The organism is Stenotrophomonas sp. AN71 (assembly GCF_050435725.1).
GTDB lineage: Bacteria > Pseudomonadota > Gammaproteobacteria > Xanthomonadales > Xanthomonadaceae > Stenotrophomonas.
Map to the genome: position 1 here is coordinate 358,157 of NZ_JBNDKU010000004.1, position 15,183 is coordinate 373,339.

At 65.6% G+C, this 15,183-nt stretch carries 12 protein-coding genes; 8 read left to right on the forward strand and 4 right to left on the reverse strand.

Features of this window, described 5'->3' with window-relative positions; genetic code table 11:
* Positions 1-8: 8 nt before the first annotated feature.
* Entirely contained in the window at positions 9-1,352 is a 1,344-nt protein-coding gene (locus ABH900_RS09525; RefSeq protein WP_429622643.1) for a diguanylate cyclase, read from the reverse strand.
* 96 nt (positions 1,353-1,448) lie between these two features.
* On the reverse strand, positions 1,449-3,002 hold the full coding sequence (locus ABH900_RS09530; RefSeq protein ID WP_429622644.1) for an MASE1 domain-containing protein: 1,554 nt from the start codon (positions 3,000-3,002) through the stop codon (positions 1,449-1,451).
* Between the two features lie 281 nt (positions 3,003-3,283).
* Here ABH900_RS09530 and ABH900_RS09535 point away from each other — a divergent pair, with 281 nt between their 5' ends.
* The gene (locus ABH900_RS09535; protein WP_429622645.1) at positions 3,284-3,751 is read left to right on the forward strand and encodes a hypothetical protein; all 468 of its coding nucleotides are present in this window, start codon (positions 3,284-3,286) and stop codon (positions 3,749-3,751) included.
* Positions 3,752-3,854: 103 nt separating this feature from the next.
* On the opposite strand, the gene ABH900_RS09540 is transcribed toward ABH900_RS09535, so the two are convergent.
* On the reverse strand, positions 3,855-5,477 hold the full coding sequence (locus ABH900_RS09540; RefSeq protein ID WP_429622646.1) for an MASE1 domain-containing protein: 1,623 nt from the start codon (positions 5,475-5,477) through the stop codon (positions 3,855-3,857).
* A gap of 233 nt (positions 5,478-5,710) precedes the next feature.
* Positions 5,711-6,988, reverse strand: a complete 1,278-nt coding sequence (locus ABH900_RS09545) for an NAD(P)/FAD-dependent oxidoreductase (RefSeq protein ID WP_429622647.1) — start codon at positions 6,986-6,988, stop codon at positions 5,711-5,713.
* Between the two features lie 160 nt (positions 6,989-7,148).
* Here ABH900_RS09545 and ABH900_RS09550 point away from each other — a divergent pair, with 160 nt between their 5' ends.
* The 7 genes from ABH900_RS09550 (at position 7,149) to ABH900_RS09580 (ending at position 15,048) form a co-directional block, all read left to right on the forward strand.
* Entirely contained in the window at positions 7,149-7,910 is a 762-nt protein-coding gene (locus tag ABH900_RS09550; protein WP_429622648.1) for a gamma-glutamyl-gamma-aminobutyrate hydrolase family protein, read from the forward strand.
* Positions 7,907-9,301 (forward strand): glutamine synthetase family protein, encoded by a 1,395-nt coding sequence (locus ABH900_RS09555; protein WP_429622649.1) that lies wholly within the window; start codon positions 7,907-7,909, stop codon positions 9,299-9,301. The genes ABH900_RS09550 and ABH900_RS09555 overlap by 4 nt, the downstream gene beginning before the upstream one ends.
* A gap of 91 nt (positions 9,302-9,392) precedes the next feature.
* Positions 9,393-10,502 (forward strand): polyamine ABC transporter substrate-binding protein, encoded by a 1,110-nt coding sequence (locus ABH900_RS09560; RefSeq protein ID WP_429622650.1) that lies wholly within the window; start codon positions 9,393-9,395, stop codon positions 10,500-10,502.
* Positions 10,503-10,715: 213 nt separating this feature from the next.
* Positions 10,716-11,852, forward strand: coding sequence for an ABC transporter ATP-binding protein (locus ABH900_RS09565; RefSeq protein WP_429622651.1), 1,137 nt, complete (start codon positions 10,716-10,718; stop codon positions 11,850-11,852).
* Positions 11,849-12,781, forward strand: coding sequence for an ABC transporter permease subunit (locus ABH900_RS09570; protein WP_429622652.1), 933 nt, complete (start codon positions 11,849-11,851; stop codon positions 12,779-12,781). Before ABH900_RS09565 ends, ABH900_RS09570 begins: the two co-directional genes overlap by 4 nt.
* Positions 12,778-13,620 carry an ABC transporter permease subunit gene (locus ABH900_RS09575; RefSeq protein ID WP_004151945.1) on the forward strand — a complete coding sequence of 281 codons (843 nt, stop codon included), beginning with the start codon at positions 12,778-12,780 and terminating at the stop codon, positions 13,618-13,620. The genes ABH900_RS09570 and ABH900_RS09575 overlap by 4 nt, the downstream gene beginning before the upstream one ends.
* Positions 13,621-13,683: 63 nt before the next feature.
* Complete coding sequence (locus ABH900_RS09580) at positions 13,684-15,048, forward strand: NAD-dependent succinate-semialdehyde dehydrogenase (protein WP_429622653.1); 1,365 nt, start codon at positions 13,684-13,686, stop codon at positions 15,046-15,048.
* Positions 15,049-15,183: the final 135 nt, after the last annotated feature.

Consider the following 15,183-nt stretch of genomic DNA (forward strand, 5'->3'; position numbering starts at 1 on the left):
CGTGCCGGTCAGGACAGCGCCGGCTCGCGCGGGCGCAGCGGGCTGGCAACCGTTGTACAGCTGACCCGGTTGCGGCCACCGGCCTTGGCCAGATACAGCTGGCGGTCGGCTTCGGAGATCAGCCGGTGCAGTGCGTCGCGCTGCGGGCGCAGGCAGCACAGGCCGATGCTGACGGTCATGCGCAGGGTGGCGCTGCCGATGTCCACTTCCAGCGCGGCGATGCGCTGGCGCAGCTCCTCGAAGTACAGCAGGGCCTCGTCCTGCTCCATGTCCGGCACCAGCAGGCAGAACTCTTCGCCGCCGAAGCGCGCGATCAGGTCCTGGCCACGTGCGTGGGCGGCCACCGCGCCGGCCACCGCGCGCAGCGCATCGTCGCCGGCCTCGTGGCCGTAGGTGTCGTTGATGTGCTTGAAGTGGTCGATGTCGATCATCGCCACCGCCACGCACTGGCCGTGCAGCTGCAGCTGCGGCAGCTGGCGCTGGCTCTGCTCCAGGAAGCAGCGCCGGTTGGGCAGGCCGGTGAGGAAATCGCGGGTGGCCAGATCCTGCAGCGTGCCGATCAGTTCCAGCTGGTCGACGTTCTGCGAGACACGGCAGAAGAATTCCTCGCGCGAGAAGGGCTTGCGCAGGAAATCGTTGGCACCGTTCTTCAGGAAGCGCGGGATCAGCGAGGCATCGGTATTGCCGGAGATGCCGATCACCGCGACCTTGTCGCGCGAGCGCAGGGTGCGCAGGCGGCGGGTGAATTCCACGCCCTGCATGCCGGGCATTTCCTGGTCGACCACGGCAAGGCGGATCGCCGGATGCGCCTCGATCGCGGCCAGGCCCTCGCTGCCATCGGCAGCCTCATAGACCTCATGGCCGTACATGCGCAGCAGGGCGGCGGCATAGCCACGCGCGGACGGCGAATCGTCCACCACCAGCGCGGCGATGCGGCGGTTGCGCTCCAGTCGCTGCACCAGCCACACCAGGTAGTCGATGCTGCCGGGGGTGTTCTTCAGCACGTAGTCGATGATCTGCTGCTGCAGCACGCGCTTGCGCAGGTCCTCGTCGTAGACGCTGCTGACCACTACGGTCGGCAGGCCGCGCTTGAGGAAGAACTCGACCACCGCATCGCGGTCACCGTCGGCCAGTACCAGGCCGGTCAATACCAGGAACCAGCCCCCTTCCTCGCTCAGCAGGCGATCGGCTTCGGCCAGGGTGGGGGCGACCACGACCGGCAACTCGAGGCGTTGCTCGATGGCCTCGCGCAGCATGCTGGTGAAGGCACGGGAGTTTTCGACCAGCAGAATCCGCTGCGGAAGGGGATCAGCCAGGTCTCCATCGACGGCGACCTGCGGCAGGACGGGCATGATGCGGTGGCTCACGATGGAGGGACTCGGCACGGATAGCGGCGGTTTCGTGTGTAACTTTAGCGGCGGGCCTTACGCGCCAGCCCAGATTCCATGTCAGGCCGCCGCTGGCGACGCGCGGGTGATCGATTCATGCAGGACCAGCCGCAGCCGATTGCCACGGCAGTGAACCGTGCCGCCGTAGGCAAGCATCCGCCCAGCCAGGCGCTCGACGGCCTGGTGGGTGGTGCGTGTCGACAGCGCGCAACCATGGTCGAGCAGGCTCACAACGGCGACGATGCCGCGACGTCCGCCTGCCCGACCACTTCGGGCACGCACACAGACCTGCCCGGTCTCCAGCTCCAGCAGCAGTGACACCGCTTCGATCAAGGAGCGGTAGATGGCCAGTTGCAGATCCACAGTCAGCAGGCAGGGGTTGCCCGCAAGCCTGGGTGGAGTGACGCGGTGCGTGTTGTTCCATGTTTCGCATGCACCGCCGGCTTGCAGCGCGATGTACAACCCCACCTGCTCCAGTCCGGTGGGATAGACCATGCTGGCCTGCTCACGGAACAGCCGTGAGTGCACGGATGACGCGTGTTGCAGGCTGTTCGCCACGGCATGATGGCCTTGTGCCTTCAGCCAGCTGACCATCTCGCTGAGCGAACTGTCCATGCCCTCGCCCAGATGCTTCAGATGGGCGGCCCGTTCACGCAGCTCACGCTCGCTGGTCTGGTGGGAACCGCGTGCCAGGCGCAGCGTGGTTTCCTCGGCCAGGCCGCGGGACCGGGCGCGCTGATGGTGATAGCTGATGCTTGAACCCAGTGCCAGCAACGCGACACTCATCACCGCCATGTTCTGTTGGGTGGCGAACGTGCCCAGGTCGAAAGAGGAGGGCAGGCCGGTGCTGGGCGTTGCAACGTGCAGAGGGAGGTTCAGCAGCGGAATCGCGACAGCCGCGCCGCGCCAACCATGCATGAAGGTCAGGGCGATGGCGGGCAGGGCGGCCAGCAGCACCATATGCGTCCGCGTGGTATGGGCGCTCGCGCTTGTCAGCTGCATGCACAGGCCCAGCATCAGCATCACCAGGATCGCCGTGGCGGTGGGTGCGACAAAGCGGTCGGTCCAACCTGGCTCTGCGTGCCGTCGCGACCAGAGGAATGCCAACGGCACCAGGGTGATGATGGCCGCGAAGTGACCAAAGATCGTCCGGTCGACCGCGTCCAGCAGATTGCTCGGCGGTGGGTTCGACCATAGAAGATACGAGATACCCAGGTTGAGGCCCGGGACGAACAGTGCCGTGCAGAAGGACAGCGACAACAGCCAGAGACCGATGGCTGCCTCGGAGGGCATTCTTGTCCGGTGCAGATGGACCACCAGCATCGCCATCGGCATCAGCAGCGTCGAGGCCAGGATGACCCAGGCCAGGCCATAGCTTTCGATCATGGAGATGCGCAGCGTTGCGAAGTACGCATACTCGCCCAGCAGCAGGTAGGGCCACAGCCGGGTCGGGACGATCAGCAGTGCCGCTGCCCGGATGCCCGCGGGCAGGAAAAACTGATCCAGCGAGAACTGGCGTGCGGTGAGGCAACTGACCGCATAGAGTGCAGCGAGCGCAATCCCGGCCGGTCGGATCCGGAAGCTCAGTTCAACTGCATTTTTCAACCGATCCAAGCGTGAGCCTCCCTTGCTCCGGGGCAGCCTGCCCGGGTCCCCGAGTGGACACTATCCATAGATGCAGGCAGGTGCAATCGCTGCAGATGCAATGGTTGGCTGAGAGGGTGCCGGCCGTCCTTCGGCAGCGGACACCATTTTCCAGATCGTCCCCGCAGGTGTGCCGCTATGTATCAAAGGAGTCAGTCGACATATAGTGGTTGCTGCACGTCCGGGAGATGCAACTCCTTCATGCAGTGCGCATCGATGGCGGCCCTCGACGGTAATCGGGGAAGCGTTTGGTGGTGCTCATCATTTTCCTTGCCGAGGAGGCAACAGTGCAGATAGTTAATGTGGGGGCAGCGTTGGCGGTGGTCATTGCCGGTTGCCTGCCGATGTCGGTTTTGGCTCAATCCGACGATCACGGCATCCGTATGAGCATGAGCCAGCGGGGGCTGGGCGAGGCGTTCCCGGCCACCGTCAATCTGAGCCAGGATCCAGGCTGGTTGGTTTACGGCTTCCAGCGTGATGGGATTTCCTATTTCCAGGTGAATGACCTTGCCGGACGCGTGCAGGTCATCATCGGCAACGCTGATGGAACATTCTGGGCGTTGCCCGCCGGCGAGACCCAGGTGCCGGTATCGCTGCCAACGCAACCGCTGCCCGTTCCTGCCAAGGCAACCCGTTCGCTGGTCTATCGCGGCAATGGATTCGTGCTGGTGCGCTACAGCTCGGGTGCCAGTGTGGTCTGGGCCATCGAAAACCAGTAACCATCGATCGGCAGGGGACACGTGTCGCCTGCTGATCGTCTGTTTTCCGCCAGCGTCGCGTCAGGCATGCGTCCGTTGGTCGAGCATGCCGGACCTGCAGTGGTCAGGCCTGTGCCTGTTGTCCATCCCAGGCGGGAGAGGTGATGCCGGCGCCGAACGCCGCGCCTACGGTGGATCCACGCCGTGCTGTGGTGGCCGACTCCACCAGTACCATTACGATGCGATTGTGGCGGCAGTGGACGGAGCCGCCGAATGCCAGCGTACGTCCAGCCAGGCGCTCCCTGACCAGGCTGGCAGTGGTGGCGGACAGCGCGCGATGCGGGTCGAGCAATGCGATTGTCATGACAATCCCACGCTGTTGCCCCATGCGGATGCAGCGGGCCCGCACGACGATCTGCCCGGGTTCGTTCTTCAACAGCAGGGACACCGCATCAATGAGAGTGCGGTAGGCCGCCAGCTGCATGTCCAGGCTGAGCTGGCAGGGATCTCCGCCCAGACGCGGCTCGGCTACGCGGTGCGTATTGACCCACGTTGAACGCACGCCCCCCGCCTGCAACGCGACATACAGTCCCAGCCGTTCAAGCGCGGTGGGGTACACCATGCTGGCCTGTTCGCGGAACAACCGCGAGTGCACCGTGGCCGTATGGGTCAGGCTGCCGGCGATTGCCGAATGACCGTGGCTGTTGAGCCAGTTGATCACTTCCGCAAGTGACAGGTCGATGCCATCACCCAGTTTGCGCAGATGGATCGCACGCTCGCGAAGATCCAGTTCACTGGCCATATGCGAGCTGCGCGCGAGGTTGATGGCATTCTTCTCGCCCACCTCACGAAGCCGATAGCGTCGATGGTAGTGGCTGATGCGCGAGCCCAGCAGCAACAGCGCGACGCCGGTGATGGCCATGATCTGCTGCGTCGTGAATGCAGAAGCATCGAAGGCGGCAGCATAGGGCTTGGGTGTCGTCAGGCCAATGATCAGGTTCAACGCGGGCACGCCGATGGCGGCGCCCCGCCAACCATGCAGGCAGGTCAGTGCGATGGCCGGCAGGCCCATGAGCAATTGCAGGGATGTCCTGAGTGCGCTGGCTTCGGGGGGAATCAATGTGGCGGTAACACCGAGCAGCATCATCAATGACAGTGCAACTGCGGTGGGACCGGTGAAGATGGTTTTCCAGTTTGACTCGATGTTGCGCTTCGCCCAGAGCAGTGCAAGCGGGGCCGCGGTGAGGATGGCAATGAAATCACCGACGCTGAAACGTACCGCGCGGGTGATGAACGCGAGCGCCGAGTCAGCAGGTGGCGTCGGCCAAAGCAGCTGGGAGAACGTCACGTTCAGAAGTGTGACCACGACAGAGGAAAGCAGTGCGATTGCCAGCAGGCGGGCGTTGACCGAGTTCGCCATCGTCCTGCGGCACCAATGGGTGATGAGCATCACCGACGGCATCAGCGAGGCTGATGCGAGAACGGCCCAGGCCACGCCGTATTTCTCCAGCATGGGATAGCGCATCTGCGCGAAGTAGGCATATTCGCCCAGCAGCAGATATGGCCAGAGTCGCGGCGGGCAGAGCAGCACTGCTGCGACACGTATACCCGCCGGCAGATAGAATTGATCCAGTGACAACTGCCGTGTCGCCCAGCATGCGACCGCATAGAGCACCGCCAGGGCCAGGCCTGCCGGGTGGATGCGCAACTTCAGCTGCAGGCCTTCATTCCACCAGTTCAATCGCACTTCTCCCTCGAGTACGTTCCCTGTCAGCATCCATTCGCCGCGGGACCCGGTTCCAACCGACGGTATCCACATGAATTGAATAATGCAATTGCATGTTTGATCTTCCGATCAAATGAGAATTCCATCACGCCGTTCTGAATGAGCGGTCTTCACGCGGTCATGTGGTGGGAACATACGCACGCATCATTCCGTGGGCGGCCAGGCCATGAGGGGAACCCAGCTGGGAAGCGACCTCACCACAACGCATCCCGCAGCTTGTACCACGACATCGCCGCCACCAGCAGCGGCGTGCGCAGCAGCCGGCCGCCGGGGAAGGGCGCATGCCGAATGCGCTGGAACACGTCCAGGCGGTCGCTCTGGCCGGCAATCGCGGCGGCGATCACCTCGCCGGCCAGCCCGGCGGCAGCCACCCCATGGCCGGAGAACCCCTGCGCGAAATACAGGTTGCCGTCCAGCCGCCCCCAATGCGGAGCGCGGTTGCGGGTGATGTCCACATAGCCGCCCCAGACCTGCTCCAGCGGCACGTCGGCCAGCTGCGGGAACACCTGGTGCATGCGCCGCTGCATCACCCCGCGCAGTCCCGGCGGCGGCAAGGCCGAGTAACTGGCGCGGCCGCCGAACAGCAGGCGGTGGTCGTGGCTGAGGCGGAAATAGTCCAGGGCCCAGGCGGTATCGGCCACGGCCATGTTGTTGCCGATCAGGGCGCGGGCGCGCTCGGCACCCAATGGTGCGCTGGCGCCGATATAGGTGCCGACCGGCATGATCCGTCGCTCCAGCTCGGGCAGCAGGCCCTGCAGCCAGGCATTGCCGGCCACCACCAGATGTGCGGCGCGAACGCTGCCCTGGGCCGTGTGCAGGGCGGGTTGTGGTCCGCGCTGGATGCACACCACGGGTGAATCCTCGTGGATGACCGCCCCCGCCGCGCGCGCTGCATCGGCCAGGCCGCGCGCATACGCCAGCGGGTGCAGGTGCGCGCTGAGCGGATCGAACATCGCGGCCCGGTAGCGCGGGCTGTCCAGTTGCGCATGCAGAGCATCACGGTCCCACCACTGCATGGGGTAGTCGTAATGGCGTTGCAGGTGCTCGCAGTTGGCGCGCAGGTCATGCTCGTGGCGTTTGCGGATGGCGACGCTGGCGTGGCCTTCCACCCAATGGCAGTCGATGCGGTGGCGGTCGATGCGCGTGCGCATCGCCTGCACCGCGTCACGCGACCAGTCGAACAGGTGGCGCGCATCGTCGCGACCCAGCTGGCGCTCCAGTTCGTCCACTTCGCAGCCGTAGCCGACCAGTGCCTGGCCACCATTGCGGCCGGAAGCGCCCCAGCCGATCCGCTGTGCGTCCAGCACCACCACGCGCTGGCCACGCGCAGCCAGTTCCAATGCCGCAGTCAGGCCGGTGTAACCAGCACCGAGTACGGCCACGTCGGCCTGCACCTCGCTCTGCAGCGAGGGCAGGGCAGGCGGTTCGGGCAGGCTGGCGGCATACCAGCTGGGCGGGAAGGCGGTACTCACTGCGGGCCTCGCGGGCGCAGGGCAACGGGGCAGGGTGGGGCAGGACGATCAGCGTTCACGCGTCTAGTTTCGCCGATGCGTGACGGCCATGGTGTGACGGCCACGACTTGCCGCCGTTGCAGGCAGACGGGTAACGTGTCCGTACGCCAAGGAGTTCTCCATGCGTCGCCTGCCCTGGGTGGGGCTGCCCACCGACAGCATCGTACTCGGCCATCATCGTTTCGCGATGGCGGGCGAGAAGTACGTGCGTGCGCTGGCTGAGGCGGCCGAAGTCACCGCGGTGGTATTGCCGAGCCTGCAGCCACCCTTGCCGGCCAGCGACTGGCTGCGGGGCCTGGATGGTCTGCTGTTGACCGGTGCAGTCAGCAACATCGAACCGCAGCACTATGAGGGCGGGCGCAGCTGGCCGGGTAATCCGCATGACCCGGCCCGCGATGCCAACGCGTTTGCGCTGTTGCAGGAGGCATTGGCGCTGGATATGCCGGTACTGGCGATCTGCCGTGGCTTCCAGGAGTTGAACGTGGCGCTCGGTGGCAGCCTGCATCCGCAGGTGCATGCGATACCGGGCCTGGCTGACCATCGTGAAGATCCTCAGGTGCCGGTGGAGGTGCAGTATGGGCCGGCGCATGCGGTCACCCTGGTGGCCGATGGCTGGCTGGCGCATTGGCATGGCGGCGACCGCGTGCAGGTCAATTCCGTGCACGGGCAGGGCATCGCCCGCCTGGCCGAGGGCCTGCAGGTGGAGGCCCGCGCCGATGACGGGCTGATCGAAGCAGCGCGCAGTCCGCACCATCGTTTCGTGCTCGGCGTACAGTGGCACCCGGAGTGGCGGGTCATGGATTCGCCGTTCTATCACGCTATTTTTCGTGCGTTCGGCCAAGCTTGCCGGCAGCACCAACAGAACCGACTGGATTCCCGATGAGTTCCCGAACGCGCCCGCGCAAGACGGCCACGCCCCCGCCGCCACAGGAAAGCAGCCTGTTGCGCTGGCTGAAGGACCGGCGCATCACCGAGGTCGAATGCCTGGTGCCGGACATCACCGGCAATGCGCGCGGCAAGATCATCCCGGCCGACAAGTTCTCGCACGACTATGGCACGCGGTTGCCGGAAGGCATCTTCGCCACCACCGTGACCGGCGAGTTCCCGGACGATTACTACGACCTGACCTCGCCGTCGGACTCGGACATGATCCTGCGCCCGGACCCGGACACCGTGCGCATGGTGCCCTGGGCCACCGACCCGACTGCACAGGTCATCCACGATTGCTACACCAAGAACGGCGAGCCGCACGAGCTGGCCCCGCGCAACGTGCTGCGACGGGTGCTGGATGCGTACACCGCGTTGGGCCTGCGCCCGGTGGTGGCGCCGGAGCTGGAATTCTTCCTGGTGCAGAAGAACACCGACCCGGATTTTCCGCTGCTGCCGCCGGCCGGCCGCTCAGGACGCCCGGAGACCGCCCGCCAGTCGTATTCGATCGACGCGGTCAACGAGTTCGACCCGATCCTCGATCTGATGTACGACTACTGCGATGCCATGAAGCTGGACGTGGACACGCTGATCCACGAGTCCGGCGCGGCGCAGCTGGAAGTCAACTTCACCCATGCCAACGCGATGGACCTGGCCGACCAGGTGTTCCTGTTCAAGCGCACCATGCGTGAATCGGCCATGCGCCACGGGGTGTATGCCACCTTCCTGGCCAAGCCGATGGAAAACGAGCCGGGCAGTGCGATGCACATCCACCAGAGCCTGGTACGGATCAGCGATGGCCAGAACGTGTTCAGTGGCGAACATGGTGGCGAGGACTTCAGCCCGTTGTTCGCCCATTACCTGGCCGGCCTGCAGAAGTATGTGCCGATGGCCATGGCCTTCTTCGCGCCGAACGTGAATTCCTACCGCCGGCTGGTGTTCGGCGAGGTCTCGCCGAGCAACGTGCACTGGGGCTTCGACAACCGTACCTGCGGCCTGCGCGTGCCCTTGGATACGCCGGAGAACATGCGTGTGGAGAGCCGTTTTGCCGGTTCCGACGCCAACCCGTACCTGGCGATGGCGGCGACCCTGGCCTGCGGCCTGCTCGGCATCCGCGAGCGGCTGGCACCGGATGCACCGGTGACCGGCAGCGCCAAGGAGCTCGGCTACAACCTGCCACGTTCGCTGGGCGAGGCGCTGGACGGGCTGGAGCAGTGCGGCGAGCTGCAGGCTCTGCTGGGCGAGCGTTTCTGCCGGGCCTACATCTCGGTCAAACGCAAGGAATACGAGACCTTTTTCCGCGTCATCAGCTCGTGGGAGCGTGAGTTCCTGCTGCTGAACGTCTGAGCTTCCGGAATAGAAAAATCCGCCGCCGGGGGGTAGGCTGGCACCCGTCGCCGGCCCCGCCGGCCCCCCTTCCCGCATTCTGGAGCACCCGATGAAGCTGCGTATCCTCACGCTCGGCCTGGCCTCCGCCATGCTTGCCGCCTGCAGTGGTGGCAATGGCGGCGCGCAGGACAGCCAGGTCCTGAACGTCTACAACTACAGCGATTACATCGCCGAGGACACCATCCCGACCTTCGAGAAGGAGAGCGGGATCAAGGTGACCTACGATGTGTTCGACAGCGATGAGATGGTCGAGACCAAGCTGCTGGCCGGCAACAGCGGCTACGACGTGGTGGTGCCGACCCTGAACTTCTTCGGCCGCCAGATCCAGGCCGGCGTGTTCCTGCCGCTGGACAAGAGCAAGATCCCGAACCTGGCCAATCTCGATCCGGCGGTGATGAAGCGCATCGCCACCCAGGACCCGGGCAACCAGTACGGCGTGCCGTACATGATCGGCACCACCGGCATCGGCTACAACGTGGAGATGCTGAAGCAGCGCTTCGGCGGCAGCGCCGACATCGCAAACAGCTGGGACCTGGTGTTCAAGCCGGAAAACATCAGCAAGATGAAGGACTGTGGCGTGACCATCCTGGACACGCCGGCGGACATGATCCCGATCGCGCTGCATTACCTGGGCCTGGACCCGCACAGCGGCGACCCGGCCGAACTGCAGAAGGCCGCCGACCTGCTGAAGTCGATCCGCCCGTACGTGCAGAATTTCCACTCCTCGCAGTACGTCGGTTCGCTGGCCAACGGCGGTACCTGCCTGGTGGTCGGCTGGTCGGGCGACATCATCCAGGCCCGCGACCGTGCCGAAGAAGCCAGCAACGGCGTGCACGTGGCCTATTCGATCCCGAAGGAAGGCGCGCCCCAGTGGTTCGACATGCTGGCGATCCCGAAGGATGCCAAGCATCCGGAAGCGGCCTACAAATTCATCAATTACCTGCTGGAACCGAAGGTCGCCGCGGCCAACACCAACTTCATCCACTACGCCAACCCGGTCCCGACCGCGACCCCGCTGGTGGATGAGGCGATCCGTACCGACCCGACCATCTACCCGCCGGCCGACGTGGCCGAGAAGATGTTCACCTATTCGATCAACACGCCGGAGACCGACAAGCTCTACACCCGGCTGTGGACCGAGGTGAAGACCGGCAGGTAAGGGTAGGTGCCGACCGTTGGTCGGCACGCCTTCCCGGCAGGGCCGACCAACGGTCGGCCCCCACCCGATCTGTGTGTCCCCCCGGCCATCCCCCCGGACCGGCGGGTGCCGATCCCCCTGGCCCGGTGGGTGCCGAACGCTGGTCGGCACGCATTTGCCACCCCCGGCCGGTAGAATGGCGGCCGCTGTCCACCGCCCGCTCCCGGAGCCCCCATGCCCGTTGAAGCCCAGCCGGTAGCCGCCGTCGTCGACACGACCGGTGCGCCCGGCTATCTCTCCATTCGTGACCTGCGCAAGGAATTCGACGGTTTTGTCGCCGTCGACGACGTCAATCTCGACGTGCGCAAGGGCGAGATCTTTGCCCTGCTCGGTGGCTCCGGCAGTGGCAAATCGACCCTGCTGCGCTGCCTGGGCGGCTTCGAAACGCCCACCAAGGGCAGCATCACCCTGGATGGCCAGCGCCTGGACGCGCTGCCGCCGTACCAGCGGCCGGTCAACATGATGTTCCAGTCCTATGCCCTGTTCCCGCACATGACGGTCGAGCAGAACATCGCCTTCGGGTTGAAGCAGGATGGTCTGGGCAAGGACGCGATCAGCAAGCGCGTCGGCGAGATGCTGGAGCTGGTGCAGATGGGCCACCTCGGCAAGCGCAAGCCGCACCAGCTGTCCGGTGGCCAGCAGCAGCGCGTAGCGCTGGCGCGCTCGCTGGCCAAGGGGCCGAAGCTGCTGCTGCTGGATGAGCCGATGGGCGCGCTGGACAAGAAGCTGCGCTCGCAGATGCAGCTGGAACTGGTCAGCATCATCGAGTCGTCGGGCGTGACCTGCGTGATGGTCACCCACGACCAGGAAGAAGCGATGACCATGGCCACCCGCATCGCGGTGATGGATGCCGGCTGGATCCAGCAGGTCGGCAAGCCCGACGAAGTCTACGAGCAGCCGGCCAACCGCTTCGTTGCCGAGTTCATCGGTTCGGTCAACCTGTTCGACGGGGTGATCGACGAGGACCTGCCCGAGTACGTGACCGTGCGCTCGCCGCTGTTCCCGGCGCCGGTCTACATCGCGCACGGCATCACCGGCTATGAAGGGCAGCCGGTCGCGTTCGCGCTGCGCCCGGAGAAGGTGATGATCGGCAAGGACGAGCCGGAAGGGCACACCAACAAGGCGCAGGGCGTGATCGAGGACATCGCCTATTTCGGCAGCCACTCGGTCTACCACGTGCGCCTGCCCAGTGGCGCCAAGGTGCTGGCCAACTTCGCCAACTCGCAGCGCTGGGCCAGCGATGGCCTGACCTGGGGCGACAGCGTGTGGGTGCACTGGCGCGACAACGACGGCGTGGTGCTGACCTCATGAGCGTGGCCGGCCTGAAGCGCTGGCTGCCCGGGCTGCGTGCCACGGTGATCGGCGTTCCGTACCTGTGGCTGCTGCTGTTCTTCGCAGTGCCGTTCCTGATCGTGCTGATGATCAGCTTCTCGCTCAGCCGGGTCGGCTCGCCGCCGTACACCTGGCTGCTGCAGTACGTCGATGGCGGCTTCTCGCTGAAGCTGAACCTGGAAAACTACCTGGCGCTGTTCCGTGACTCGATCTATGCGCAGGCGTTCCTGAGCTCGATCAGGATCGCGGCGATCTCCACCTTCCTGACGCTGCTGATCGGCTACCCGATGGCCTATGCCATCGCCCGCCTGTCACCGGCCGCGCGCAACGTGGCGATGATGCTGGTGGTGCTGCCGTCGTGGACCTCGTTCCTGATCCGCGTGTATGCGTGGAAGGCGATCCTGGACCGCAACGGCCTGCTCGACCAGTTCCTGCAGTTCACCGGCCTGCAATCGCTGATGACCAGCCTGGGCCTGCCCAAGCTGCAGCTGATCGATACGCCGACCGCCGCCTACATCGGCATCGTCTACTGCTACCTGCCGTTCATGGTGCTGCCGCTGTACGCCAACCTGGTCAAGCATGACCACCGCCTGCTGGAAGCGGCCTACGACCTCGGCGCCAAGCCGTGGCAGGCCTTCCTGCGCATCACCCTGCCATTGTCCAAGGCGGGCATCATCGCCGGCTGCATGCTGGTGATGATCCCGGCGATCGGTGAATTCGTGATCCCGGAAATGCTGGGTGGTTCGGAGACGCTGATGGTTGGCCGCCAGCTGTGGAACGAGTTCTTCAACAACCGCAACTGGCCGGGCGCCTCGGCGATGGCGGTGGCGATGATCCTGTTGCTGCTGGTGCCGATCCTGTTGTTCAACCGTTCCCAGCAGCGTCTGCTGGAAGGGAAGCAGGCATGAGCCCGCGTACCGCCAAGGGGCTGGGGCTGGGCGTGCTGCTGCTCGGCTTCGCCTTCCTGTACCTGCCGATCCTGTTGCTGATGTTCTATTCGTTCAACAGCTCGCGGCTGGCGATGGTCTGGGCCGGGTTCTCCACCCGTGCCTACAGCGACCTGTTTGCCGACCGCGCGCTGATGGACGCAATGTGGACCAGCCTGGTGGTGGCGTTCTGGACCGCCTGTACCGCCACGGTGCTCGGTACGCTGGCGGCGATGGTGATGACCCGCTTCAAGCGCTTCCGCGGCAAGCCGCTGTTCGGCGCACTGGTCACCGCACCGCTGGTGATGCCGGACGTGATCCTGGGCTTTTCGCTGATGGCGCTGCTGGCCTCGATGGGCGCGATTCCCGGCTTCCCGGCGCGGGGCCTGACCACGATCTGGATCGCCCACGTCACCTTCACTCTGTGTTTCGTCACCGTCGTGGTGTCCTCGCGCCTGCAGGAAATGGACCTGTCGCTGGAAGAGGCGGCGATGGACCTGGGCGCGAGCCGGTTGACCGTGTTCGGCCGCATCACCCTGCCGATCATCGCACCGGCGCTGGTGGCGGGCTGGCTGCTGGCCTTCACCCTGTCGCTGGATGACGTGGTGGTCGCCAGTTTCGTCGCCACGCCGGGCTCGACCACGCTGCCGATGAAGGTGTTCGCTTCGGTGCGCATGGGCATCAGCCCGAAGATCAACGCGTTGGCTACGCTGCTGGTGTCGGCGGTGTCGATCGCCGCGGTGATCGGCTGGTACATCAATGCGCGTGCCGAGAAGCGGCGCCAGCGCGACCTGCAGCTGGCACGCCAGGACAACGGCTGAACCGGCAACATCCGGCTCACGGCGGCCGGCGCACAATGGGGGTCTACCTGATGGAGACCCCCAATGACCGTCGAGATCATCAACCCGGCCACCGGCCAGGTGACCTACCGCCATGAGCTGATGGACGCCACTGCCATCGAGCAGCGCCTGCAGGCGGCAGCTGATGCGTTCCCGCGCTGGGCCGAGCGCTCGCTGCAGGAACGTGGCGCGATCCTCAAGCAGATCGCTGGCCAGCTGCGTGCGCGCCGCGACGACCTGCAGCAGGCCATGACCAGCGAAATGGGCAAGCTGAAGGCCGAGGCGCTGGCTGAGGTGGAAAAGTGCGCGAGCACCTGTGAGTTCTATGCCGACCACGCCGCCGACTACCTGAAGCCGCAACTGATCGATACCGAGGCGCAGCGCAGCTACGTGCGTTATGAGCCGATCGGCTGCGTGTTCGCGGTGATGCCGTGGAATTTCCCGATCTGGCAGGTGTTCCGCTTCCTGGCCCCGGCGTTCATGGCCGGCAACGTAGCCCTGCTCAAGCACGCCAGCAACGTGCCGCAGTGCGCCGACCTGATCCTGGCGGTGTGCCGTGACGGGGGGCTGCCGGACGGCGTGTTCGACGTGCTGCACATCGACAACGACCAGGCCGCCGATGTGCTGCGCGACGCACGGGTGAAGGCGGTGACACTGACCGGCAGCGAGCGGGCAGGGCGCTCGATCGCCTCCAATGCCGGCAGCCAGTTGAAGAAGTCGGTGATGGAACTGGGCGGCAGCGATGCCTTCGTGGTGCTCGACGATGCCGACCTCGACAAGACCGTGGCGGCGGCGGTGAAGTCGCGCTTCGACAACAGCGGGCAGACCTGCATCGCGGCCAAACGCTTCATCGTGGTCGAGGCAGTAGCCGATGCATTCGCCCGTCGCTTTGTTGAAGCGGCGGGCGAGCGCCGCTATGGCGACCCCGACGAACGCGGCACCACGCTGGCACCGATGGCGCGCGCCGACCTGCGCGACGAACTGCACAAGCAGGTGCAGGCCAGCGTCGCCAAGGGCGCGCGCGTGCTGATCGGTGGCGAGCCGATTGCCGGCACCCATGCCGGTTATCCGGCCACCGTACTCGACCAGGTCGGCCCGGGCATGCCGGCCTATGACGAAGAGCTGTTCGGCCCGGTGGCTGCGGTTATCCGGGTCAAGGACGAAGCGGAGGCGCTGCACGTGGCCAACGACACCCGCTTCGGCCTTGGCGGCAGCGTGTGGACGGGCGACCCGGTACGCGGTGAAGCCTTCGCCCAGCGTATGGAGTGTGGCGCAGCGTTCGTCAACGCCATCGTCAAGAGTGACGCGCGGCTGCCGTTTGGTGGCAGCAAGCAGTCGGGTTTCGGCCGCGAACTGGCCGACCACGGCATCCATGAGTTCATGAACATCAAGACGGTCTACGTGGCTTGATGCCTAACGGTAGTGGCGGGGGGGGGGGGGGGCGGGGGGGGTGGGGGGGGGGGGGGGCCCCCCCCCCCGGGGTTTTTTGGGAGCACACCGGGGGGGGGGGGCGGGGGGGGGGGGTTGGGTGGGGGTTTGGTTTGG

What these genes read in the sequence shown, in the direction of transcription:
- ABH900_RS09525 (WP_429622643.1), bottom strand. Translation starts at nt 1,352, where the DNA reads ATGCCCGTCCTGCCGCAGGTCGCCGTCGATGGAGACCTGGCTGATCCC.
- ABH900_RS09550 (WP_429622648.1), top strand. Translation starts at nt 7,149, where the DNA reads ATGCGTCGCCTGCCCTGGGTGGGGCTGCCCACCGACAGCATCGTACTC.
- ABH900_RS09555 (WP_429622649.1), top strand. Translation starts at nt 7,907, where the DNA reads ATGAGTTCCCGAACGCGCCCGCGCAAGACGGCCACGCCCCCGCCGCCA.
- ABH900_RS09560 (WP_429622650.1), top strand. Translation starts at nt 9,393, where the DNA reads ATGAAGCTGCGTATCCTCACGCTCGGCCTGGCCTCCGCCATGCTTGCC.
- ABH900_RS09565 (WP_429622651.1), top strand. Translation starts at nt 10,716, where the DNA reads ATGCCCGTTGAAGCCCAGCCGGTAGCCGCCGTCGTCGACACGACCGGT.
- ABH900_RS09570 (WP_429622652.1), top strand. Translation starts at nt 11,849, where the DNA reads ATGAGCGTGGCCGGCCTGAAGCGCTGGCTGCCCGGGCTGCGTGCCACG.
- ABH900_RS09575 (WP_004151945.1), top strand. Translation starts at nt 12,778, where the DNA reads ATGAGCCCGCGTACCGCCAAGGGGCTGGGGCTGGGCGTGCTGCTGCTC.
- ABH900_RS09580 (WP_429622653.1), top strand. Translation starts at nt 13,684, where the DNA reads ATGACCGTCGAGATCATCAACCCGGCCACCGGCCAGGTGACCTACCGC.